A 20,296-nucleotide genomic window follows, 5' to 3' on the forward strand; every position below is an offset into this window, starting at 1 on the left:
CAGGCATGGCACCGGGCCTTCTCACATACGCCTTTGCACGCGAGAACGGCATCGCCTTCCAACCCGGCGAGACGCCGGGAATCCTGATGCGTCAGGACGCGAATGTGCTGGCCCTTGGCGAAGCGGTGAGGGCGGCGGGGATCGTGGCGCCGGTGCGTACGCTCACCGATGCTGCCTTTGACCGGGCCCTGTCTGAAATCTACGCCGCCAATGCGGTTAGCGCCTCGCGCGAGGAAGCCGGGCAGGGCGACAGCCTCTCCCGGCTGATCGAGGACATGCCGCAGGCTGAAGACCTGTTGGCATCCGATTCCGAGGCGCCGGTCATCCGCCTCATCAACGGCCTTGTGGCCGATGCCATAAGGGCAGGGGCGTCCGACATCCATGTCGAGCCGTTTGAGGACCGCGTATCGGTCCGCTTCCGCCTTGATGGCGTGCTGGACGAACGCGTCAGCCTGCCGCCGCATCTGGCGCCGGCGCTCGTCTCCCGCCTGAAGGTGATGGCCCGGCTCGACATTGCCGAGCGGCGTGTGCCGCAGGATGGCAGGGTCACGCTCACCCTTGCCGGGCGCGGCGTCGATGTGCGCGTCTCCACCCTGCCATCGCGCCATGGCGAGCGGGTGGTGATGCGCCTTCTGGAGAAAAATAGCGCCCTGATGGCGATTGATGCGCTTGGCATGCCGCCGGGCGTCGCAGCAGGCTATCGCCGTGCGCTGGACCAGCCCAATGGCATCATCCTCGTCACCGGCCCGACAGGCTCCGGCAAGACGACCACGCTCTATGCCGGCCTGAGCGCCCTCAACGACCAGACCCGTAACATCCTCACCATCGAGGACCCGGTGGAGTATGCCGTCGATGGCATCGGCCAGACGCAGGTGAACACCCGCGTCGGGATGACGTTTGCTGCCGGATTGCGCGCCATACTGCGCCAGGACCCGGATGTGGTCATGGTCGGCGAGATACGCGATGGCGAGACCGCCCGCATCGCCGTGCAGGCCAGCCTGACAGGCCACCTCGTCCTCTCCACCGTCCACACCAATTCGGCGGCTGCCGCGATTGCACGCCTGCGCGATATGGGCATTGAGAGCTATCTGCTCGCCAGCACGCTAAGCGCGGTTCTGGCCCAGCGCCTTGTCCGCCGCCTCTGCCCGCACTGCCATGAGCCGTACGAGGCAAGCGAGCGCGAAAAGGCGCTGGCGGGCGTCTCCGGTCCGCTGACGCTCTATGCGCCGCGCGGGTGCGAGGCCTGCCACCATAGCGGCTTTGCCGGGCGGCAGGGCGTCTATGAGATCATCATGGTCGACGAGGCCTTGCGCGGCCTGATCCACGATAATGCCCGCGAGGCAGGGCTCGCCCGTCATGCCTTTGCCCGCGGGGGCGGGCTTTTCGAGGCGGGGCTGGAGCTGGCGCGCACCGGTGTGACGACGCTTGCGGAAGTGCTGCGGGTGTGCCGGGAGGAGGGCGAACGCGATGCCCGCCTTTGAATATAGCGCGCTGGACACAAGCGGCCGCCGCACGCGCGGCGTCATCTCGGCGGCGTCTGGCACGGCAGCGCGCGCAGAGCTGCGCCGCAGGCAGCTGGCCCCTTTGAGCGTTGAACGCGCCGATGACACCCGCCGCGCCGGGCCGGCTGGGTTTAGCCTCTCGGCGTTCCGGCGTGCGCCATCCATGCCCGCCTCCGCGCGGCTATTGATGACGCGCCAGCTGGCGACGCTGGTGGAGGCAGGCCTGCCGCTTGCCGAAGCGCTGCAGGTGGTGTCCGCCCAGACAACAAGGCCGGAGGCGCGCCGCATCCTTATTGCCTTGCGGGAAAGGGTGCTGGAGGGGGAGCGCCTGTCGGCGGCGATGGCCGGTTTTCCGGCAAGCTTCCCACCCGTCTACCGCGCCATGGTGGCCGCCGGTGAAAGCTCCGGCGCGCTGGGCCAAGTGCTCGACCGGCTGGCCACGCATCTGGAAAAGTCTGCCGCCCTGTCGCGCAAGGTGATGACCGCGCTCATCTATCCCAGCGCTCTGGCTGTGACGGCGATGGCCGTGATCTGCGTGCTGATGGTCGCCATCGTGCCGCGCCTTGCCGCCCAGTTCGACACGATGAGCATTACACTCCCGGCGCTCACGCGCGCCGTGATCGCCCTGTCGGAATTCCTGCAGGCTGGATGGCTGTTCCTGCTCATCGCGCTGGCGCTCGCTGTAGTGGCCGTCAGGCTGCTCCTTCGCCGTCCGGCCATACGCGCCCGGCTGGACCGGGCAAGCCTCTCCGTGCCGCTTCTGGGCGGCTTCCTGCGCAAGCTGGAGGCGGCGCGCTTTGCCCGGACGTTAAGCGTCCTTCTGGCGGCGGGAACGGTGCTGCCGGATGCTCTTCGGGCAGCGCGCAAGGCCGCCACCAACACCCATATCGGCGCGGCGCTCGATGCGGTCGCGGCTGAGGTGGAGACAGGCCGCACGCTCTCGTCCTCGCTGGAAGGCGCGCGCTTCCTGCCCGCCCTGACCCTGCACATGATTGCAGCAGGCGAGCGCTCCGCCGCGCTGGAGACCATGCTGCCGCGCGCCGCCGACCAGCTGGAAGGCGAGCTGGAAGCGGCGAGCTCCACTGCGCTCAGCCTGCTTGAGCCTGCGATCATCATCGTCATGGGCGCGGTCGTTGCCCTGATCGTGCTCTCCATTCTCCTGCCCATCCTCCAGCTCAACACGCTGGCGCTCAACTGATCCTGAAGGAGGCCTGACATGCGCGTGCCGACACGCTCAAAGGATACCGAAGCCGGCTTCACGCTGGTCGAGATCATGGTGGTGGTCGTGATCATCGGCCTTCTGGCGACGGTGGTGGTGCTGAACGTGCTGCCAAGCCAGGACCGCGCCCGCATCGAGAAGGCGCGCGCAGACATTGGCCGCATCGAGCAGGCGATCGAGATGTTCCGCCTCGATATGGGCCGCTACCCCACAACCGATGAAGGCCTTGAGGTGCTGGTGACGGCGCCCGCCGATCCGCGCCTTGCCGCGCGCTTTCCCGAAGGCGGCTATATCAATCGCCTGCCCGAGGACCCGTGGGGCGGGCAGTACCAGTATATGTCGCCGGGCGAACATGGCCGGTTTGATGTCTGGTCACTGGGCGCCGATGCCCGGCCCGGCGGGGACGGCAATAACGCAGACATAGGCAACTGGACTTCGCGATGAGCAAAGCCCGCCGCCAGCGCCATGAGAGCGGATTTTCGCTCATTGAGGTGATGGTGGTCATCGCCGTGATTGCGCTTGTCTCGGTGGTGGCGGTGACGCAGATCACGCCGCCGCGCAGCGCCGCTGAAAAAGAGACAGGCCAGCTCGCCCTGCGCCTTGAAATGGCGCGCCACCACGTGCTGGTGACGGGCAGCCTGATCGGTGTGTCGGTAGACGCCGATGGCGGGGGCTATGCCTTCATGGACCTGCATCGCGACGGCTGGCGGGTGCGCCATGGCCACCGCACGCTCGGCCCGGCGCGGCTGGCAGAGAGCGTACGGCTCACCCTCGCTGGCGGGCAGACCGTTAACGCTGCAACAGGCAATGCTTTGCCGGTTCCCGATTTCTGGTTCGATCCGCTGGGCAGCGAGCCGCCGATAGTGCTCGAGCTCAGAGGCGCTGGCCGGGATTATCGCCTGACCGTCTCTGCCTTGCGTCCAGTGGAGGTGAGCGATGCGCGCTGATGCAGGCTTCTCGCTTGTGGAAATGCTCGCTGCCCTCGTCGTGCTGGCGATAGCCGGGCTCGCTTTGGTGCAAGCGCTCACCCAGTCAGCACGCGCGGCGACGCTCGCCGAGGACCGGGCGCTGGCGGCGCTGGCCGCAGAAAATGTGATGGCCGAATGGCGGCTGGAGCGCACTGGTCCGCCGCGCGATGCCTCCGGCCAGTATGCGTTTGCCGGACGGGACTATGCCTGGCGCATCGCGGTCAGCCCGACCCCGGAGGCGGGCCTCGTTGCCGTCAACCTCGAGCTCTCGCCTGCAGGCCATTTCACCCGCTCTTCGGCTTTCACGCTGACCCATTTCGAGCGGGCAGAGCGATGACGCGCGACGCCGGTTTCACGCTTGTCGAGGTCATGGTGGCCTTAAGCGTATTCGCGCTGATCGGCACGATGTCGACCGGGCTTCTCGTTACCACAATCGATGCCCGCGAGCGGCAGGAAGCGGCCATGGAACGCCTGTCGCAGCTGCAGCAGGTCCGCGCGCTCTGGCGTGATGATGCGGCCCACATGCTGATGCGCCCGCACCGCACGGAAGACGGCGGCTATGGCGGCGCGGCGCTCTCCGGGCGCAGCGTCACATTCTTTTCACTGGACGATGAGGCTGGCGGCCATCTGGCGGCCTTCACCCGGCGGGGCAGGGCCAATCCGGGCGAGGCGGCAGACCGTTCCAGCCTGGTGCGTGTCATCTGGCGCGTTGAGAACGGCGTGCTGCTTCGCGAGACATGGCTGTCTGCCGATATGGCCCCCGCCTCGCGGCCGCAGACCATGGTGCTGGCCGAAGGCCTTGAAGACGTTTCCGTCAGCTTCCGCTATGGCCGCAACTGGCTGGACGCTCCGGTGCGTCCGGGGTCCTCCGGCGAGGTGCCAATGCCGGACTCCATACGGCTGATCTATACCGACGCCCTGGGCCGAGAGATTGAACATATCGCTCTTACCGTCGCCGCAGGAGGTTCCTCATGAACGCGCGGCGCGAGGAGACAGAGCGCGGGGCAGCGCTCATCACGGCCCTGATGGTCGTCGCCTTCATGGCGGCGGTCAGCGTGTCGCTGGTGGAGATGATGCGCGGCCATCTGCAGCGCACCGGGGTGATCGAGGACCGTCTGCAGGCCGCCGCTTATCTCGACGGCGCGGTGAGTTACGGCGAAGTGTTGATTGCGCGCTTCGCAGGGGATGCAGACCAGCGTTTCACCCCTGCAGGGCCGTGGGACGGGGAAATCCGCATCTTCCCGCTCGATAATGGCGAGATGGCCGCCCGCGTGCGCGACCGCAATAACTGCCTGAATATCAACGCCCTGCACACGCAAGGCGGCGATGGAGAGGCAGACCGGCTGGCGGCCGCCCGCATGCGCGCGCTTCTGGCGGCGCTGGGCGTACCGCCCGGCGACGCCGAAAGCCTGATCGCGCAGGCCGCCGACTGGATTGATGTTGACCGCACGCCCCGCCCGGGCGGCGCCGAGGACGACACCTATCTGGCGCGATCCGAACCGTTCCGCGCCGCCAATCAGCCCTTTGCCGAGCTGTCCGAGCTGCGCCTGCTGCCGGTGATGAACCGCGCGCTTTATATGCGCGCCGCGCCGTATCTGTGCGCCCTGCCGACGAGCGTGCAGCCCGCGCTGAACGTCAACACGCTGCGCCGGGAGGAGGCCGTTCTCATCACCGCAATTACCGAAGGCGCGGTGAGCGTGCAGGCCGCCGGGCAGGCCCTGTTCCGCAGGCCGACGACCGGATTTGAAAGCCTTGAGGCACTCTGGGCTGATCCCGCCTTCGCGCCCTTGAGCGCGGAGGAGCGCCCGGCAAGCGCGGTGGCGCTGCGCTCGGAATGGTTTGAGTTGCAGGTGGAGGTGCGGCTCGGCGAAGCGCGCCTGTCGCGCATCCAGACCGTGCGCATCGACCGGGCGGGGCGGTTTTCGCGCCTGACGCCCGTGCAGGGAGCTGTTCTGTGAGCGCGCGCCTGATCATAAACCTGCCCGCCGAGCCAGACGACGCGCTTCGCTGGGCGCTATGCAGTGCCTTCGGCGATTTGCTGGCTGCTGGCGAGGGTCTGGGCACTTTCACATTGCCGGCTGGCACTGCGGTTTCGGCCACAATCGCGATTATCCCGGCGGGCCATGTCCATATGCGCCGCCTTGTCATGCCTGCGCGTAGCGACAATGCCGCCCGGCAGGCAGCGCCCTTTGCGCTGGAAGAATACCTCGCCACCCCGCTCGACACGCAGCGCATCGCCTGCGGCGCAGCCGATGAGAGCGGCGCACGCTGGGTCGCCGCCCTTGATGCCTCTCTCGCCGAGCGCTGGCAGAGCGCTCTGGAGGCGCTCGCCATCCGCCCGGTCTTCGCCATCAGCGAAGCCCTGTTGCTTGACCCGGCGGAGGGCGAACTTGCGCTCGCGGCACACGGATCCAGCCTGCTCTGGCGCTATCGTACGGGCGCTGAGGACGCAGCGGGCAGCATCCCCGAAGCGCTGGCAGACATGATGATCCCGGCGCTGATCGCCCGCCATCAGCCTTCGCGCATATCTCTGGCGGGCGGGGAGGGCAATGACGGGTTACAGCCCGGGCAACTCCCTCTCCATCGTACCGGGCCGCTGGATCCCGTGCAGGCGGCGGCCAGCCTCGGTATTACGCAATTACAGCTCATGCCAGCGCTCTTTGGCGCGCGCCTTGCCGCCTCGCTGGACTGGCCGGCCCTGCTGAAACCGTGGCGGCGTGTGGCCGGGCTTGCCGGTGTAGCCGCCGCTCTCGCTCTGGCGGGCATTGGCGCTGAGGCTGCGTGGCTTGCCGGTGAAGCCCGGCGCTATGAGGAGGCAGGCCGCTTGGCGTTTGCCGAGGCCTTCCCTGATACCCGCCGCATCGTCAATCCGCGTGTCCAGATGGCTCAACACCTGCGTGAGCTTGAAGCCGTCGACACAGGCGGCGCTGGCTTCCTGCTCCTGGCGGGCGCGCTGGCTGAAGCGTTGCAAGACATGCCTGGCATCGAGGTCGTGGCCGTGCGGTTTGAGGCGGGGCAGGCAGCTCTCTCCGTATCAGCCCGATACCGCAGCTTCGACGATTTCGAGGCACTGCGCGGTGCGGGTGAGGCGGCAGGTCTGATTGTCGCCGATGCCGGAGCGCGTCAGGGCGCGGACGGGGTCAGCGGTGAGTTTGTCGTGAGGTGGCGCGAATGATCGAAGCTCTTAAATCGCGCTGGCAACGCCTGAGCGTCCGCGAGCAGGGCCTCCTGATTATGGCCGGGGTGCTGTCGATGGCCTGCCTTGTCTGGTTTGGCGCGTTTCAACCGGCCTTGAGCTGGCGTGAGAGCGCCCGCACGGCCTATGTCGCCGCGGCCGGTGATTACCGGCAGATTGGCGCTGGCACCGCCCGCCTCGCCGCCCTGACAGCTTCCGGCGCAGACACGGTTCTGGAACGCGAGCCGGTGCGCAGCGTCGTGGCCGGGTCTGCCAGCCGCGCGGGGATAGTGCTGTCGCGTGTGCTGCCTGACGACGCTGGGCGGTTGAATATCTGGATCGACAGTGCGGATGGTCCCCGCCTGATGGGCTGGCTGGAGACACTCTCTCGCGATCATGGCGTGATTGTCGTGCGCGCGGGTATCGAGCAGGCGGGGCGGGGAGGCGAACTGCGCGCCCAGCTCTTGCTCGCAAGGAGCGGCGCATGAGGCGCACCATCCTGCTGGCCGTCGCCGGTGTCATCGCGTTTGTTGCAGCGGCCATCGCCCTGATGCCTGCCAGCGTCTTTCATGCGCTGCTTCTCCAGCCTCGCGGCGTTCAGGCAGCCCAGATAACCGGCACGATCTGGAGCGGGCAATGGCACGCGGTGCAGGTCCGCTCCGTGCATCTGGCACACGTGGAGGGCGCGCTGGACGCGGTCTCGCTGCTACAAGGCCGCCCGGCCCTGCAGGTGCGGATTTCAGACCCGCGCGGGCGCGGCGACGGGCGCGTTGTATTTGGCGATGGCGGCGTTGAGCTGCACGGCCTGTCCGGACGCGTTTTGCCTGCTGGCCTTGTTCCCCTTGCCGGGCCTGGCCGGGCGGCGCTTGGCGAACCTCTGGTGTTTTCCGATGTCCAGGCCCGTTTCGGGCCGCGTGGCTGCGAGACGGCCTCCGGCGGCGTCCGCTTTGGCGGGCTGCTGTCCCTTGATACAGGCGGCGCAGGCAGCTTGCCGGTTCTCGATGGCAGTCTGGAGTGTGCGGGCAGCCTGCCCGCCATTCGGTTTGCCGGCGAAACGGCAGATGTCCGCATTGACGGCCATGTTCGGTTCGGACCAGAGGCGGCGAGCTGGTCGCTGAATGCCGAGCCGCGTACCGGCACAATGGCAATGGTCTTGCGCTCTATCGGGTTTGATGGCAGCGGTGACGCCTTGCGCAGCGAAGGCCAGACCGGCTGGGATGCGCGCTGACCTGCCGCTGACGGCCCGTCACTCCGCAAATCCGGCCAGTGTGAAGACAAGCGAGCTGCCTCATGACCGACACCACCCGCCTTGACACCCTTGAGATTCACATAGCCCAGCAGCAACAGGCCATTGACGATCTGTCCGAGGCACTGGCGCTGCAGCAGAAGGACATCGAACGGCTGAAAGCCCAGCTTCACCGCTCTGACAGCCGGATTGCGGAGCTGGAGGCGGGCCTGCCCGCCGCCGCGTCTGAAAAGCCGCCGCATTACTGAGCACCACACCTTCATCTGACGCTGCAGGGAACCGCGCGCCGCCTCGTGCGCTTAGTTTAGACGTGTCCGCTTTTCCGGTTCCGTCATGTTCGTGCGCATCCTTGTCGGCCTTGTGGCCCTTGTCTTAGCGGCGTGCCTTGCGCTGGTCCTTGTGATCCAGCTGGCGGGGTGGGACTGGCTGCGCGGCCCGGTCGAGACCCGCGTGTCGCGCGCGCTCGACCGGCAGGTGACGATCAACGAGCCACTGGCGGTCAGCTGGCGGTGGAACTTCGTGCCCCGCGTCCGCTTCGACAGTGTTACCGTTTCCAACGAGGACTGGACCGGTGATGAGTATTTCATCACGCTGGAGCGTGCAGTCGCGGACGTGGCGGTACTTGATCTCTTGCGCGGCCGGGTGAATTTGCGTGAAGCGTGGATCAGGGGCATGGAATTGCGCCTCAGCGTGGACGAGGAGGGCCACAATAACTGGGGTTTTGGCCGCGAGGACGGGCAGGGCCGCATCCCCATCGTCGGCGCACTGCATCTCGTTGAAAGCCAGGTGGTCTACCGCAACGCGGCGCGAGAGGTGTCCTTTACCGCGAATCTCGACTCGGTTGTCGCCGAGGACCAGGAAGGCGCAGACCGCACCGCGATCTCCGGCGAAGGCGAAATGCGGGGCCGTCCGCTGAGTTTCACCGGCGAGGGTGACGGGGTGATGCGCCTGCGCGATCCCGATCAGAGCTTTGCCTTCCGCCTCGATATCGAAGGCGGCGAGACCCGCTTTCTATTTGACGGACGGCTGGGCGCGCGCGGCAGCTTCCGCGAGGTTGCGGGCGCGCTGGTACTGCGCGGGCAGAATTTGCGCGAGATTTATGACTTCACCGGCATCCCGGCGCCCGACACCTCGCCCTATGATCTCAGCCTCGATCTGGCCCGCGTGGATGATGTCTGGCAGGCGCGTAATATCGAGGGCGTGGTGGGCGATAGCGATCTCTCCGGCCAGCTTGACTACGACACCGGCAGGGATCGGCCCTTTGTAGACGCCGAACTGAGCTCGGATTCGCTGGATTTCAACGATATCGGCATGCTTATCGGCGCGCCGGCCATTGATCCCGACGATATGAGCGAAAGCGAATTGGCGAGAGCGCAGGCGCGTGCCCTGCGCGATGAAGGCCGCATCTTTCCACGCGCGCCGCTGGCTGTGGAGCGGATTTCCGGCGTGGACGGGCGGCTGGTGTTTGAGGGGCGCGAGGTGACCGGCGCAGGCCAGGCCCTGACGGAAGTCTCCACAATCATCACGCTTGACGACAGGGTGCTGCTCTTCGAGCCGCTGGAGTTCGGTTTCCGCGGCGGCCGCCTTGTCACGCGGGTGGAGGTCAATGCGCGCGGGGAAGACACCATAACCTCCGCCGATGGCACATTCTCGGGCATCCGTCTGGAAGACTTCATCCCCAATGACCGGATTGAGGGCACGTTCTCCGGTGATATAAGCCTCGTCGGGACCGGCGACAGCATCCGCCGCGCCATGGCCACCTCAAATGGCCGCATCCGGGCATTACTGGACGAGGGCTCCATCTCGCGGCGCACGCTGGAGCTGATCGGGCTCGACCTGCTCAACTACATCTTTGCCAGCGACGAGACGGTGGCGACCTCTTGCGGCGTGGCCGACATCGCTGTCACCGACGGCATAGGCGAGGCCGAAACGCTGCTCGTGGCCACCCCCGACAGCCAGATCCATGGCGAAGGCCGGTTCGATTTCCGGCGCGAGCGCTTTGATCTGAGGGTGCAGGCCCGCGATACCAGCCCGAATATCGGCTCGCTGGGCGGGCCGATCAATATTGGCGGCCGCTTCCGCGATCCGGAAATTGCGCCCGACGACGAGACCTATCTGCGCGGCGCAGCCACGGTCGCTCTTGGTATTTTCCTCACCCCGCTCGCCGCTGTGCTGGGCACGGTCCAGATCGACACGGTGGATGGCGGCGTGTGCGAACGCCTGCTGGGGCAAACGGAGGCGGCGGAGGGTGAGTGAGAGCGGAGCCGTGATCAACCCTTCTTGCCGGAAAGCTCAGCCTGTCCGGGTGCAGCGATGCTTAACGCCCGGTCTGTGAGTGGCGTGATGGCAGAGCGGGGCGGCAGGTTGGCGGGCAGCTGGATGTTCTTCGCCAGACCCAGCCATGCCAGCACACGAATGAAGTCATAGCCCCAGTCGATCTGCCCCGGATAAAGACCGTGCCGGGCCGAGGCCGGGAAGGCATGGTGGTTGCAGTGCCAGCTTTCGCCCATGGTCGGGATCGCCAGCCACGCAATGTTGTAACCCTGCACGGCGGCATCTTCGACATGCCAGTCCTGATGGCCGCGGCGATGGGCAACATGGGCGATATACCAGTGCATGGTGAAGCAGACCGCCACCCGCACGATTACGCCCCACACCACCCATGACCAGCCGCCAAGCGCGAACAGGATCAGCGCAACCGGGATCTGGTGGAGCATCCATGTCTTCTCAAGGAACACGTAGAAGGGGTCGTCGCTGATGCCGGGCCCGGCGTCGAATTTCGGCGGCTTGTCAAAGACCAGCCGGAAGTTGAGATAGTAGAACCCGTCCAGCAGAGCGGGTTTCCCGTGGCGCAGGAACCAGTGGCAGTTCTCCTGACGCTGCGCCCAGTCGCGAATGTCGTGCAGGCCGACTGTCCACAGGGGACCGCCCATGCCAACCAGAACGCCTACATAGACCATCACGCGTTCGAGCCATTTGGGGCAGTCGAAAGTGTGGTGGATGAGACGGCGGTGAAAGCCGACCGAATGACCGACACACAGGGTGAAACCGGAGAGGATCAGGAAGACCGCAAATCCGCTCCACGTGAAGAAGAGCGGGCCAAGGATAAGCGCGCCCGCGATGAAGGACATATTCCAGATCGAGCGGGGCCAGTCCCATACCAGCCGTCCGCTCCCGGCATCTGCCTCTTCAAGGCCGGACAGGGAATTGACCTTGAAGGCCCCGCTGGCGGCTTCTCCCTGAACAACGCTCATTGCACTTCCTCCTCGTCGGGTGGGGTGAGCTTGCGTTCCGCAGCCAGCGCCCGCGCTTCAGGGCAAAAGGGGGTGAGGAAGGCATAAAGATTGTTGGCAAGGCTATCGGCCGCGATCGAATAGATGACCTCCTGCCCGCGTTTCTGGCGGTGCAGGAGCCCCGCATCATGGAGCACCGAAATATGCTTGGAGATCGAGGGCAGCGTCATGTCGAACTTGGCGGCGATCTCGCCGACCGTCATCGGGCCACCGGCAAGATGGTTGAGAATCCGTCGGCGCGGATTGGACGCGAGTGCCTTGAATGCCTTTTCCATGCGTAATTTCCTAAATAGGAAAGTATGAAAGTGCAAGAAGAAATCGTGGGTCGTGATCGCTGTGACGACCCCCGGGCCACCCGTCACAAATCTGAGGCCTGCGGGGGCAGGGCCCGGCGCTAGGCTGCGGCGATGTGGAAAATGCCCGGAGGCGCGCCCCGCGTGAACGCAGCCCGCCTTTACCGACTGGCTGCCGCCCACCCTTGCCCGCGACGACAAGGAGTTCGTGAAGACAGGCTCCCAGATCGAGCCGCGTTCGGACGGCCTGATTAGCGCGGCGCTACCGCTCCCAGGGGAATACGTCTTCAATGGATTTGCCGAACACGTCGGCAATCCGGTAGGCGGTCTCCAGCGTTGGCGAGTACTTGCCTGCCTCGATGGCTGCGATGGTCTGGCGGGTGACGCCGACGCGCTTGCCGAGGTCCGACTGCGTCATCTCCCCGGCGAGGAAGCGTAGCGTCTTCACCTGATTGGTCAGCTTTGGCTCAGACACGCCAGCCCCTCCGATAGCTGGCCACCACCACGCTGCAGCTGACGATCTCTGCAATGACGATCACGAATATCGTGGCTTGGACAATTTCCCATTCCGTCGCGCCGAATGGCATCACACACCCGACGAGGATCATTCCCGTCAGCAGCACGCCATAGGCCACAGAGCGGGCATGGCTGCGGATCGCGCGGTCGCGCTCGTCCGGCCTTGTCTCTTCGCCGGGCTCACGCCGGCTGCGTGCCACCAGGGCGTTGATACCAAGCGCCAGTCCGGATGCTGCCGCCGCCGCTGTCAAAAGGCCGAGGCGGGTGAACAGGCCTACCTCCCCCGCCGCTTCGAGAACCGTGATCACGACGAAATAGCCGCCGTAAAACAGGGTCAAAGCCCCCAACCATACCCATGAAAACTGTTCGCGCTCGCTCATTTTCAACCTCCAAAGCGGCCAAATATGTAATCCGTCGCGAACATGATGTTAAAAATATAGAACATCAAGTGAAAAATTACTGCCTTCAATCGGGCGTGGGCTTTGCGCAGGGCTGGCTTGTGCGTGAACGTTGCAATTACGTGGAATTGCCAGCTAGATACGGACAGGCAGGGCGCTCCGGAAACCAGCACGGCAAACGATGAATCTCGATTCCTGGAAATCCCAGATGCGCAAGGGAGCGGCGGAATTTGCTGTATTGTCCGCCCTGCGTGACGGGGAACTGTATGGCGTGGAGCTTGTCGCGCGCCTGACCGGGGCAGACAGCGTCGGCCTGTCGGAGGGCACGGTTTATCCGCTGCTGCGCAGGCTTCAGTCAGACGGGCGTCTGCAGGCCCGGTGGGAAGTCAATGACAACGCGCCTCCGCGCAAATATTATTCGCTGACCAAGGCGGGCCGGGAGGCGGTTGATGGCATGGCCGGGTTCTGGAGCGAATTCCAGACGCAGCTTAATCTGATCGTGAGGGCATGATGGGCAACCAGCAGCAAGATATAACAGCCTACGCAGCCGCATTGCGCGCCGCGCTGAAATCAATGCCGGAGGACGACCGGAGCGATATCGTTCAGGAGGCCTGCACCCATCTCGAAGCAAGCGCGCAGGCAGGACGCCTGGAAGCGACGCTGGCGGCGTTCGGGCCGCCCGAGTCCTATGCCTGCCAGTTTCTGGAAGAGCCCGCTGGCGCCAGTGCCGAAGAGCGCAGCGTGTGGACGGCAGCGGGCAGTTTTCTTGGCAGTGTGGTGATGGGCCTGCTTGCCGTTCTCTTTGTGGCGGTGGCCATCATCGACATTCTGGTGCCGGCCTTCGGAATCTGGGTCAACCCGGCCTCTGGCGCGGTCTATTTCGGCCTTGCCGGCATGACGTCGAGGGCGCAGGAGCTTGCAGGCGCCTGGCTGTCCCTGGCATCTCTCGCGGCGGCCCTGGCAACAGCTCTGCTCAGCTATGTGTCCGCCCGGGCGGCTCTCCGCGAGGCGGGCCGTTACATGAAAGCCTCATCCCGGACTTCACCTGTTTCCGGTACACGATAAGCCTCTGCCGGTTCCGCGCGCTTTGCCTTAGGGTTGCACCGAGACGATTCACGTCGCTGGGAGCGGGCTGATGGAATTCCTGATTGTCGGACTGGCACTGTTTCTGGGAATTCACTCCGTCCGCCTCGTAGGGTTGCGCGGGCCGATGATCGCGGCAATGGGCCAGGGCGCGTATTCGATTGTCTACTCGCTGGTCAGTGCCATTGGCCTCGCCCTCATCGTGTACGGCCACATACTTGCCCACCCGTCGACGGCAGTCTGGGCGCCGCCCGAATGGACCCGCACCCTCGCTCTGGTTCTGGTGCCGGTCAGCATTATCCTGATCGTGTCGGCTTATCTTCCCGGCCATATTCGCTCGGCGCTGCGCCACCCGATGACACTGGGCGTACTGTTCTGGGCCGTGGCGCACCTTGTTGCCAATGGTGAGATCGCCAGCTTCATCCTGTTCGGCAGTTTTGCGGTCTGGGCGCTACTGACCCTCATCAGCGCCTATGCCCTCGGTGGCAGCTTTGCCACCGAGGGCAAATGGGCTGCTGATGCGGTGGCCATTGTGATCGGCCTCATCGCCTCGGGCCTGCTGGCCTGGTTCCACATGGATTTATTTGGCGTCGCTGTCGTCGAGTTTGCATCCGATCCCTACGCGCCAGGCATCTAGTCTTCATTCAGTGCCCGGCAGCCGGGCGCCAACAGGAGACGAAGATGGACGAAGATATCCTGATACCCATCGCATTTTTTATGGCAGGTGTGATGGTTGTGCTGATCGCGGTGGGTGCTGCGGTCATCAATCGCTTTAATCTGCATGAGACCGTGCGAGAGGCGCTGCGTCAGGGCAAAACGCTCGACTCGGATGCCATCAAGGCGCTGGGCGCGCCGAAAAAGCAGGGTGAGGGCAACGACCTCAAATCTGGCATGATCCTCATCGCGGTCGCAGCTGGCCTGGTCGTGATGGGCTATATGTTTGGCCAGACGATCCCGACGCAGGCTGGGGAGCCAACACTTGCTTTCGTGTTCGCTGGTGTAGCAGCCATCCCCGGCTTTATCGGTCTGGTTCTGGCCGGTTTCGGCCTGTTTCAGAAGAGACGGCCGGACAGGTCAGGCGATTGAGGGGCCCAGGGCCTCGGGTAAGGCGTCATGTCTGAGACAGACGAAGCGCTCGTCGCGCGTGTGGTAGCAGGCTCGGACCGGCGCGCTTTTGGCGCACTGGTCTCGCGCCATCAAAGCGTGGTGCGCGGATTGCTGGCCCGCCTGACCGGGGGCGCGCCGGATGCCGATGATCTGGCCCAGGAAACCTTCGTCCAAGCATGGCGGCGTATCGACACCTATCGCGGTCAGGGCAGTTTCAGGTCCTGGTTGTGCCAGATCGCCTATAGCCGTTTCCTGATGGGGCTGCGCAAGCAGAAATCGCACCAGCGTTTGCTGGACACAGCAGCGCGCGAGCCTGAACCCTCATCGGTATCTGCAGGGCAGCCGGGCGCCCGGCTGGATCTTGACCGCGCACTGGCCGTGCTGGGCGATGACGAGCGCGACTGCGTTGTGCTTTGCTACGCGGCAGGGCTGAGCCATGCGGACGCCGCAACTATTACCGGCCTGCCGCTGGGGACGGTAAAATCCCATGTCAGCCGGGGCCGTGCCCGGCTGAAGGACTGGTTTGACAGACAGGAGAGTGCGGCATGACCCGATCAGATGACCTCTTCGAGCAGGAGCTGCTTGGCCGGTTCGAGGCCATGTCGCCGCTGCCTGACGACGCCTTTACGGCGAGTGTCGTTGCTGCCCTGCCGCGCACCGGCTGGCTGCGGCCGGTGATTCTGGTGCTGGCCGGCATGCTTGGCGTGCTGGTGACCAGCTTGCAGCTGCCCGAACTTGTATTCGCGATGGACAGGATTGCGGCGGGTCTGGGCGTTGCGGCTATTGACACGATGGGCGCACAGGCTCTTGCCATGGGCATTGTTGCGGTGGGGCTGGGGGCTGCGACGCTGGTGCTTTTCCGGCGCGGGAACCTGACCTTGTGAGGCGGCCAATTTGTGCTATTGCGAACTTGGGTTAGCGTGCCGGCACCTGCCAAGCACGGAGTAGCTCATGTCGGCCCAGAACCCTGCCCCCGTAAAACGCATTGGTGTGCCGGACATCCGGGCGCGCAAGGGGGGCGAGCCGCTTGTTTGCCTCACGGCCTATGATGCGCCCACGGCGCGCCTGCTCGATCCGCATTGTGATGTGCTGCTGGTTGGCGACTCGGTCGGGATGGTGGTGCACGGCCTGCCCAACACGATCCCGGTCACGGTGGACATGATGATCCTGCATGGCCAGGCGGTGATGCGCGGGGCCAGCCGGGCCATGGTGGTCGTTGACATGCCGTTTGGCAGCTACGAGGCCTCGCCGGAGCAGGCCTTCATGAATGCTGCCCGGATATTGCGGGAAACGGGCGCACAGGCGGTGAAGCTTGAAAGCGGTGTCTATATCGCCGATACCATCCGCTATCTGGTCGACAGGGGCGTCCCCGTCATGGCGCATGTGGGCCTGCGTCCGCAGGCAGCGCTTGCAGAAGGCGGGTTCAAGGCCAAAGGGCGCAGTGAGGACGAACGCGCCCGGGTGCTAAACGAGGCGCGGGCCGCCGATGCGGCTGGCGCTTTTGCCATCGTTGTCGAGGGCGTCGCGGAGGACCTTGCTGCAGAGCTTACAGGAGTTGTTGCTGCGCCGACCATTGGCATTGGTGCATCGGCCAGTTGTGACGGGCAGATTCTCGTCACGCCCGACATGCTGGGCCTGTTCGACTGGACGCCGCGCTTTGTGAAGCGTTATGCCGATCTCAAGGGGCTGACAGAGGACGCCGTAAAGGCCTATGCGGACGATGTGCGGGCCCGCCGCTTCCCCGGACCGGATCAGGTCTACCGCATAACACGCGCCTAACGCGGCTTGCGCGTATTGCGGCGGCCCTGCAGGGCCGCTAGGGTCCGCCGGACATTGAACCGGCATGAATTGCGAGGCGGGCCTTGGTCGACGTTTTCGACGAAGTAGAAGAAGAACTGCGCAAAGAGCGCTATATGCAGATGCTGCGCAGCTGGGGCCCGTGGGTGCTCGGCGCGGCGGTGGCCGTCATTGCGGGTGTTGCGGGCTATCAGGGCTGGCGCGCCTGGCAGGATAATGAGAGCGCGCAGGCCTCAACCCGGTTTGCAGAGGCTCGCACCCTGCATGAGGCCGGGCAGACAGAAGAGGCCATCAGCGCCTATGCTTTGCTCGCCAGTGAAGGCCCGCGCGGCTATGCAACCCTGGCTCTTCTGCACCAGGCCGCCTTGGCCAGCGAAGCGGGCAATAACGAGGAAGCGGCGCGCCTCTACGACGAGGCTGTCCAGCGTTCGCCTGTTGCCCTCGTCAGGGACCTCGCCCGTTACCAGTCTGCCGTAGCCGGCTTTGACACGCTGTCCAGCGATGATCTGGCCCTTCGCCTGGATCCGCTGGTGTCTGGTGGCAGCGGCTTTGCCCTGCTGTCCCGCGAGCTGATCGGCGCAGCGGCGCTGCGCGACCAGCGGTGGGCCGAGGCGCGCCGCCATTACGAGTTCGTGCAACTGTCCATTGATGCCTCCGAAGCCATGCGTACCCGGGCGCGTGATGCTCTGGCGGTGATTGCGCGTGAAGCGCCTGAGGAAGTGCCCGCCGAAGAGTCCGCTGATGAACAGGTGGACGCTGCAGGTGCCGCCGCCACGCCCGATACGGCAGAGGCGGCTACTGAGGAAGAGGATACTGTCGAATGACTTCTACCCTTCGTATCGCCGTGCTGGCGGCGCTGGCGGGCAGTTTTTTGCTGGCCGGTTGCTCTGCCGGTGAGCAGCTGTCCCGGCTGAATCCCTTCTCCGGGGGAGGCCGAGACGACCCCAACGCGCCGCCGCGCGATCAGCGCGTGCCGGTTCTGGGCGTCGGCGAAAGCCTGGAAGTCAGTGGAGACGGCCGGGTTAACCTGCCGCCTGCCTATGTGAACGACCGCTGGCCCCAGCCGGACGGTTTCCCGACCCATTCCATGCAGCACACGCAGGCGCGCGGCAGCCTGCAGCGCATCTGGCGCGTGGATATCGGGGCCGGTTCCAGCCGCGACCGCCGCATCAATGCCCGTCCGGTCGTGCTGGACGGAACGGTTTATACCGTCGATGGCGATGGCCGCGTGACAGCCACCAATGCCGAAACCGGCGCGCGCCAGTGGCAGGTTCGCCTGACCGCCCGGGACGACGCCGAAGGTGGCGGCATTTCGCTGCCGATTCCGTTTATCGGCCGCGAAGGCGGCGGACCGGACCGCTATGCGTTCGGCGCCGGCATCGCCGTTGATGGCGGCCGCGTCTATGTTCACACAGGGCGCCGCTTCCTGGCTGCCCTGAATGCCTCCAACGGCGAAGAGATCTGGCGCGAAACGGCGCTCACGCCGCTGATCGCGGCACCTACGGTCGCAGACGGGCGCGTTTACTCGATCACCCATGAAAACGAGCTGATCGCCTTCGACGCCTCGTCCGGCAACATCCAGTGGACGCACCGGGCGATTGCCGATTCTGCGCGCCTTCTCACGGCGCCCAGCGTTGCGGTCCTCGGCGATGTCGTCGTCGCGCCGTTCAGCTCCGGTGAGCTGATCGCGCTGCGTGCGCAGAACGGAACGGTTCTGTGGAGCGACTCGCTCACGCGCGCCGGCGGCCTCACGCCCATGTCCTCGATCAATGACATCGCCGGATCGCCGGTGATCGGCGGATCGGAAGTCTATGCGCTGAGCCATTCAGGCATCATGGCGTCGTTCGACATGCGCACGGGCGAACGCAACTGGACACAGCCAGCCAGCGCCCTTCATGCGCCCTGGCTGGCCGGCAATTACCTGTTTGTGCTGACCAGTGAAGCGCAGCTGGTGGCGTTCGAGCGTCAGACGGGGAACGTGGTCTGGATTACCCAGCTTGAAGCGTTCCGCAATGAGCGCCGCCGCCGTGACCGCATCGCCTGGGCTGGCCCTGTGCTGGCGGGTAACCGCCTGCTGGCCGCATCCTCGCGCGGTGACCTGGTTATCATCAACCCGGCCGATGGCTCGGTTCAGGAACGGCGCAGTCTCGGTGATCCGGTGTTTATCGCCCCGGTCATTGCCAATGAGACGGTGTATATCGTGACCGATAGCGGCCGCCTGATCGCGCTGCGATAGAGAAAGGTACGGGAGCCTCTCCCATGTCTCCCGAACGTATAGCCAGCCTTGCCATTGTCGGCAGGCCCAATGTCGGCAAGTCGACCCTGTTCAATCGCTTGGCAGGCAAGCCCCTTGCCATGGTCGATGACCGGCCCGGCGTCACGCGCGATCGGCGCGAGGCGCGCGGGCGGCTGGGCGATCTCGAGCTGCGCCTGGTCGATACGGCGGGCTATGAGGACAAGGAAACCGGCATCGAAGTGCGCATGCGCCAGCAGACGGAAATCGCGCTGGCCGAAGCCGATGTCTGCCTGTTCCTGATCGATGGCCGGGAGGGCGTTACTGCGCTGGACCAGCGCTTTGGTGAACTGCTGCGCCGTGCCTCCAAGCCAGTCATCCTTCTGGTCAACAAGGCCGAAGGCAAGCAGGGCGATGAGGGCATTCTGGAGGCCTGGAATCTGGGGCTCGGCGAACCCATCCCCATCTCGGCGGCCCATGGCGAGGGTATGGGTGATCTCTATCAGGCCATCCGCGCCGCGCTTGGCGAGGCAGGGATAGATGATGGGCCTACGCCCGATACCGATGAGGAGGAAGGCGCGCCTTTGCGCATTGCCGTGGCGGGGCGGCCCAATGTCGGCAAATCCACCCTCATCAATGCGCTGATCGGTCAGGAACGGCTGATTACCGGGCCGGAAGCGGGCCTGACGCGCGATGCGATCGCCGTCGACTGGCTATGGGATGGTCAGCGTGTGCGCCTCCACGATACGGCGGGGCTGCGAAAGCGCGGCAAGGTGGATGACCGGCTGGAGCGCATGAGCGCCGCTGATACGCTGCGCGCGATCAAGTTCGCCGAAATCGTACTTTTGCTGGTCGACGCCGAACACCCGCTCGAAAAGCAGGATCTCACCATTGCTGACCGCGTGGAGAGCGAGGGGCGTGGCCTGATCGTTCTTGTGACCAAATGGGATCTGGTCAAGGAGAAGCAGGCGATGCTTGCCGAGCTGCGCGAGGAGTTCGAGCGCATGCTGCCGCAGGTGCGCGGTGCGCCGCTCATTCCGGTGTCGGCGCTTACCGGCTTTGGTCTCGACAAGATCATGCCGGCGGTCGTCGCCCTGCACAAGAACTGGTCGGTGAAGGTGAAGACGCGCGACCTTAATGACTGGCTGGCCGAGATGGTGGCCCGCCACCCGCCGCCTGCGGTGGACGGCAAGCGCATCCGCCCCAAATATATGGCCCAGACCAAGGCTCGCCCGCCCACCTTCGTGCTGATGGCCTCGCGGGCAGGAAAATTGCCCGACAGCTACAAACGCTATCTGGTCAATGGTCTGCGCGAGGCGTTCGATCTGCCAGGCGTGCCGATCCGCCTGATCGTGAAGGCGGGCAAGAACCCGTATGCGGATAAGGGGTAGGGAGACTTGAAACCCCGGAAGCCCGAAGGGCTATCCGGGGCCTGTCTCCGTATCACCTGCAACAGGTCCCGGATC

At 65.3% G+C, this 20,296-nt stretch carries 26 protein-coding genes; 22 read left to right on the plus strand and 4 right to left on the minus strand.

Annotated elements, in window-relative coordinates:
- Window positions 1-5: 5 nt before the first annotated feature.
- The 12 genes from gspE (at window position 6) to ACTIGC_RS09235 (ending at window position 10,366) form a co-directional block, all read left to right on the plus strand.
- Window positions 6-1,481: a type II secretion system ATPase GspE gene (gene gspE, locus ACTIGC_RS09180; RefSeq protein ID WP_439634109.1), complete on the plus strand. Its 1,476-nt coding sequence runs from the start codon at window positions 6-8 to the stop codon at window positions 1,479-1,481.
- Window positions 1,468-2,700: a type II secretion system inner membrane protein GspF gene (gene gspF / locus ACTIGC_RS09185; protein ID WP_439634110.1), complete on the plus strand. Its 1,233-nt coding sequence runs from the start codon at window positions 1,468-1,470 to the stop codon at window positions 2,698-2,700. Before gspE ends, gspF begins: the two co-directional genes overlap by 14 nt.
- Window positions 2,701-2,718: 18 nt before the next feature.
- Window positions 2,719-3,165 carry a type II secretion system major pseudopilin GspG gene (gene gspG / locus ACTIGC_RS09190; protein ID WP_439634111.1) on the plus strand — a complete coding sequence of 149 codons (447 nt, stop codon included), beginning with the start codon at window positions 2,719-2,721 and terminating at the stop codon, window positions 3,163-3,165.
- Window positions 3,162-3,668: a GspH/FimT family protein gene (locus tag ACTIGC_RS09195; protein WP_439634112.1), complete on the plus strand. Its 507-nt coding sequence runs from the start codon at window positions 3,162-3,164 to the stop codon at window positions 3,666-3,668. Before gspG ends, ACTIGC_RS09195 begins: the two co-directional genes overlap by 4 nt.
- The gene (gspI, locus tag ACTIGC_RS09200) at window positions 3,658-4,026 is read left to right on the plus strand and encodes a type II secretion system minor pseudopilin GspI (protein WP_439634113.1); all 369 of its coding nucleotides are present in this window, start codon (window positions 3,658-3,660) and stop codon (window positions 4,024-4,026) included. The genes ACTIGC_RS09195 and gspI overlap by 11 nt, the downstream gene beginning before the upstream one ends.
- Window positions 4,023-4,664 (plus strand): type II secretion system minor pseudopilin GspJ, encoded by a 642-nt coding sequence (gene gspJ / locus ACTIGC_RS09205; RefSeq protein WP_439634114.1) that lies wholly within the window; start codon window positions 4,023-4,025, stop codon window positions 4,662-4,664. Before gspI ends, gspJ begins: the two co-directional genes overlap by 4 nt.
- Entirely contained in the window at window positions 4,661-5,647 is a 987-nt protein-coding gene (gspK, locus tag ACTIGC_RS09210) for a type II secretion system minor pseudopilin GspK (protein ID WP_439634115.1), read from the plus strand. The genes gspJ and gspK overlap by 4 nt, the downstream gene beginning before the upstream one ends.
- The gene (gene gspL, locus ACTIGC_RS09215; RefSeq protein ID WP_439634116.1) at window positions 5,644-6,864 is read left to right on the plus strand and encodes a type II secretion system protein GspL; all 1,221 of its coding nucleotides are present in this window, start codon (window positions 5,644-5,646) and stop codon (window positions 6,862-6,864) included. The genes gspK and gspL overlap by 4 nt, the downstream gene beginning before the upstream one ends.
- A complete protein-coding gene (gspM, locus tag ACTIGC_RS09220) occupies window positions 6,861-7,352 on the plus strand; it encodes a type II secretion system protein GspM (protein WP_439634117.1) in 492 nt (163 codons plus the stop codon). Before gspL ends, gspM begins: the two co-directional genes overlap by 4 nt.
- Entirely contained in the window at window positions 7,349-8,092 is a 744-nt protein-coding gene (gene gspN / locus ACTIGC_RS09225; RefSeq protein WP_439634118.1) for a type II secretion system protein N, read from the plus strand. Before gspM ends, gspN begins: the two co-directional genes overlap by 4 nt.
- A 62-nt stretch (window positions 8,093-8,154) precedes the next feature.
- Window positions 8,155-8,358 carry a SlyX family protein gene (locus tag ACTIGC_RS09230; protein WP_439634119.1) on the plus strand — a complete coding sequence of 68 codons (204 nt, stop codon included), beginning with the start codon at window positions 8,155-8,157 and terminating at the stop codon, window positions 8,356-8,358.
- 85 nt (window positions 8,359-8,443) lie between these two features.
- Window positions 8,444-10,366: an AsmA family protein gene (locus tag ACTIGC_RS09235; protein WP_439634120.1), complete on the plus strand. Its 1,923-nt coding sequence runs from the start codon at window positions 8,444-8,446 to the stop codon at window positions 10,364-10,366.
- Window positions 10,367-10,380: 14 nt separating this feature from the next.
- On the opposite strand, the gene ACTIGC_RS09240 is transcribed toward ACTIGC_RS09235, so the two are convergent.
- From ACTIGC_RS09240 to ACTIGC_RS09255, 4 genes are all read right to left on the minus strand, one after another.
- A complete protein-coding gene (locus ACTIGC_RS09240) occupies window positions 10,381-11,364 on the minus strand; it encodes an acyl-CoA desaturase (RefSeq protein ID WP_439634121.1) in 984 nt (327 codons plus the stop codon).
- Window positions 11,361-11,678 carry a metalloregulator ArsR/SmtB family transcription factor gene (locus ACTIGC_RS09245; protein ID WP_439634122.1) on the minus strand — a complete coding sequence of 106 codons (318 nt, stop codon included), beginning with the start codon at window positions 11,676-11,678 and terminating at the stop codon, window positions 11,361-11,363. The genes ACTIGC_RS09240 and ACTIGC_RS09245 overlap by 4 nt, the downstream gene beginning before the upstream one ends.
- 280 nt (window positions 11,679-11,958) lie before the next feature.
- On the minus strand, window positions 11,959-12,171 hold the full coding sequence (locus ACTIGC_RS09250; RefSeq protein ID WP_127565728.1) for a helix-turn-helix transcriptional regulator: 213 nt from the start codon (window positions 12,169-12,171) through the stop codon (window positions 11,959-11,961).
- Window positions 12,164-12,592, minus strand: coding sequence for a hypothetical protein (locus tag ACTIGC_RS09255; protein WP_439634123.1), 429 nt, complete (start codon window positions 12,590-12,592; stop codon window positions 12,164-12,166). The genes ACTIGC_RS09250 and ACTIGC_RS09255 overlap by 8 nt, the downstream gene beginning before the upstream one ends.
- 199 nt (window positions 12,593-12,791) lie before the next feature.
- Between ACTIGC_RS09255 and ACTIGC_RS09260 the strand changes: the two genes are divergently transcribed.
- From ACTIGC_RS09260 to der, 10 genes are all read left to right on the plus strand, one after another.
- Window positions 12,792-13,121, plus strand: coding sequence for a PadR family transcriptional regulator (locus tag ACTIGC_RS09260; protein ID WP_127565730.1), 330 nt, complete (start codon window positions 12,792-12,794; stop codon window positions 13,119-13,121).
- Window positions 13,118-13,675 (plus strand): HAAS signaling domain-containing protein, encoded by a 558-nt coding sequence (locus tag ACTIGC_RS09265; protein ID WP_439634124.1) that lies wholly within the window; start codon window positions 13,118-13,120, stop codon window positions 13,673-13,675. The genes ACTIGC_RS09260 and ACTIGC_RS09265 overlap by 4 nt, the downstream gene beginning before the upstream one ends.
- 70 nt (window positions 13,676-13,745) lie before the next feature.
- Window positions 13,746-14,330: an NnrU family protein gene (locus tag ACTIGC_RS09270; RefSeq protein WP_439634125.1), complete on the plus strand. Its 585-nt coding sequence runs from the start codon at window positions 13,746-13,748 to the stop codon at window positions 14,328-14,330.
- A 44-nt stretch (window positions 14,331-14,374) separates the two neighbouring features.
- Window positions 14,375-14,779 carry a DUF6249 domain-containing protein gene (locus tag ACTIGC_RS09275; RefSeq protein ID WP_439634126.1) on the plus strand — a complete coding sequence of 135 codons (405 nt, stop codon included), beginning with the start codon at window positions 14,375-14,377 and terminating at the stop codon, window positions 14,777-14,779.
- A 27-nt stretch (window positions 14,780-14,806) separates the two neighbouring features.
- On the plus strand, window positions 14,807-15,349 hold the full coding sequence (locus ACTIGC_RS09280) for an RNA polymerase sigma factor (RefSeq protein WP_439634127.1): 543 nt from the start codon (window positions 14,807-14,809) through the stop codon (window positions 15,347-15,349).
- Entirely contained in the window at window positions 15,346-15,684 is a 339-nt protein-coding gene (locus ACTIGC_RS09285) for a hypothetical protein (protein WP_439634128.1), read from the plus strand. The genes ACTIGC_RS09280 and ACTIGC_RS09285 overlap by 4 nt, the downstream gene beginning before the upstream one ends.
- 67 nt (window positions 15,685-15,751) lie before the next feature.
- Entirely contained in the window at window positions 15,752-16,579 is an 828-nt protein-coding gene (gene panB / locus ACTIGC_RS09290) for a 3-methyl-2-oxobutanoate hydroxymethyltransferase (protein ID WP_439634129.1), read from the plus strand.
- A gap of 83 nt (window positions 16,580-16,662) precedes the next feature.
- Window positions 16,663-17,421 (plus strand): tetratricopeptide repeat protein, encoded by a 759-nt coding sequence (locus tag ACTIGC_RS09295; RefSeq protein ID WP_439634130.1) that lies wholly within the window; start codon window positions 16,663-16,665, stop codon window positions 17,419-17,421.
- The gene (locus ACTIGC_RS09300) at window positions 17,418-18,833 is read left to right on the plus strand and encodes an outer membrane protein assembly factor BamB family protein (protein WP_127565738.1); all 1,416 of its coding nucleotides are present in this window, start codon (window positions 17,418-17,420) and stop codon (window positions 18,831-18,833) included. The genes ACTIGC_RS09295 and ACTIGC_RS09300 overlap by 4 nt, the downstream gene beginning before the upstream one ends.
- A gap of 23 nt (window positions 18,834-18,856) precedes the next feature.
- On the plus strand, window positions 18,857-20,221 hold the full coding sequence (der, locus tag ACTIGC_RS09305) for a ribosome biogenesis GTPase Der (protein ID WP_439634131.1): 1,365 nt from the start codon (window positions 18,857-18,859) through the stop codon (window positions 20,219-20,221).
- The last annotated feature ends 75 nt before the right edge of the window (window positions 20,222-20,296 follow it).

Origin of the sequence: Glycocaulis sp. (genome assembly GCF_051859565.1) — a bacterium.
GTDB lineage: Bacteria > Pseudomonadota > Alphaproteobacteria > Caulobacterales > Maricaulaceae > Glycocaulis.

Excerpts from the sequence above, each read along its gene's own strand:
- gspE (WP_439634109.1), top strand. The coding sequence starts at position 6 with ATGGCACCGGGCCTTCTCACATACGCCTTTGCACGCGAGAACGGCATC.
- gspF (WP_439634110.1), top strand. The coding sequence starts at position 1,468 with ATGCCCGCCTTTGAATATAGCGCGCTGGACACAAGCGGCCGCCGCACG.
- gspG (WP_439634111.1), top strand. The coding sequence starts at position 2,719 with ATGCGCGTGCCGACACGCTCAAAGGATACCGAAGCCGGCTTCACGCTG.
- ACTIGC_RS09195 (WP_439634112.1), top strand. The coding sequence starts at position 3,162 with ATGAGCAAAGCCCGCCGCCAGCGCCATGAGAGCGGATTTTCGCTCATT.
- gspI (WP_439634113.1), top strand. The coding sequence starts at position 3,658 with ATGCGCGCTGATGCAGGCTTCTCGCTTGTGGAAATGCTCGCTGCCCTC.
- gspJ (WP_439634114.1), top strand. The coding sequence starts at position 4,023 with ATGACGCGCGACGCCGGTTTCACGCTTGTCGAGGTCATGGTGGCCTTA.
- gspK (WP_439634115.1), top strand. The coding sequence starts at position 4,661 with ATGAACGCGCGGCGCGAGGAGACAGAGCGCGGGGCAGCGCTCATCACG.
- gspM (WP_439634117.1), top strand. The coding sequence starts at position 6,861 with ATGATCGAAGCTCTTAAATCGCGCTGGCAACGCCTGAGCGTCCGCGAG.
- gspN (WP_439634118.1), top strand. The coding sequence starts at position 7,349 with ATGAGGCGCACCATCCTGCTGGCCGTCGCCGGTGTCATCGCGTTTGTT.
- ACTIGC_RS09230 (WP_439634119.1), top strand. The coding sequence starts at position 8,155 with ATGACCGACACCACCCGCCTTGACACCCTTGAGATTCACATAGCCCAG.
- ACTIGC_RS09235 (WP_439634120.1), top strand. The coding sequence starts at position 8,444 with ATGTTCGTGCGCATCCTTGTCGGCCTTGTGGCCCTTGTCTTAGCGGCG.
- ACTIGC_RS09240 (WP_439634121.1), bottom strand. The coding sequence starts at position 11,364 with ATGAGCGTTGTTCAGGGAGAAGCCGCCAGCGGGGCCTTCAAGGTCAAT.
- ACTIGC_RS09245 (WP_439634122.1), bottom strand. The coding sequence starts at position 11,678 with ATGGAAAAGGCATTCAAGGCACTCGCGTCCAATCCGCGCCGACGGATT.
- ACTIGC_RS09255 (WP_439634123.1), bottom strand. The coding sequence starts at position 12,592 with ATGAGCGAGCGCGAACAGTTTTCATGGGTATGGTTGGGGGCTTTGACC.
- ACTIGC_RS09260 (WP_127565730.1), top strand. The coding sequence starts at position 12,792 with ATGAATCTCGATTCCTGGAAATCCCAGATGCGCAAGGGAGCGGCGGAA.
- ACTIGC_RS09265 (WP_439634124.1), top strand. The coding sequence starts at position 13,118 with ATGATGGGCAACCAGCAGCAAGATATAACAGCCTACGCAGCCGCATTG.
- ACTIGC_RS09270 (WP_439634125.1), top strand. The coding sequence starts at position 13,746 with ATGGAATTCCTGATTGTCGGACTGGCACTGTTTCTGGGAATTCACTCC.
- ACTIGC_RS09275 (WP_439634126.1), top strand. The coding sequence starts at position 14,375 with ATGGACGAAGATATCCTGATACCCATCGCATTTTTTATGGCAGGTGTG.
- ACTIGC_RS09280 (WP_439634127.1), top strand. The coding sequence starts at position 14,807 with ATGTCTGAGACAGACGAAGCGCTCGTCGCGCGTGTGGTAGCAGGCTCG.
- ACTIGC_RS09285 (WP_439634128.1), top strand. The coding sequence starts at position 15,346 with ATGACCCGATCAGATGACCTCTTCGAGCAGGAGCTGCTTGGCCGGTTC.
- panB (WP_439634129.1), top strand. The coding sequence starts at position 15,752 with ATGTCGGCCCAGAACCCTGCCCCCGTAAAACGCATTGGTGTGCCGGAC.
- ACTIGC_RS09300 (WP_127565738.1), top strand. The coding sequence starts at position 17,418 with ATGACTTCTACCCTTCGTATCGCCGTGCTGGCGGCGCTGGCGGGCAGT.
- der (WP_439634131.1), top strand. The coding sequence starts at position 18,857 with ATGTCTCCCGAACGTATAGCCAGCCTTGCCATTGTCGGCAGGCCCAAT.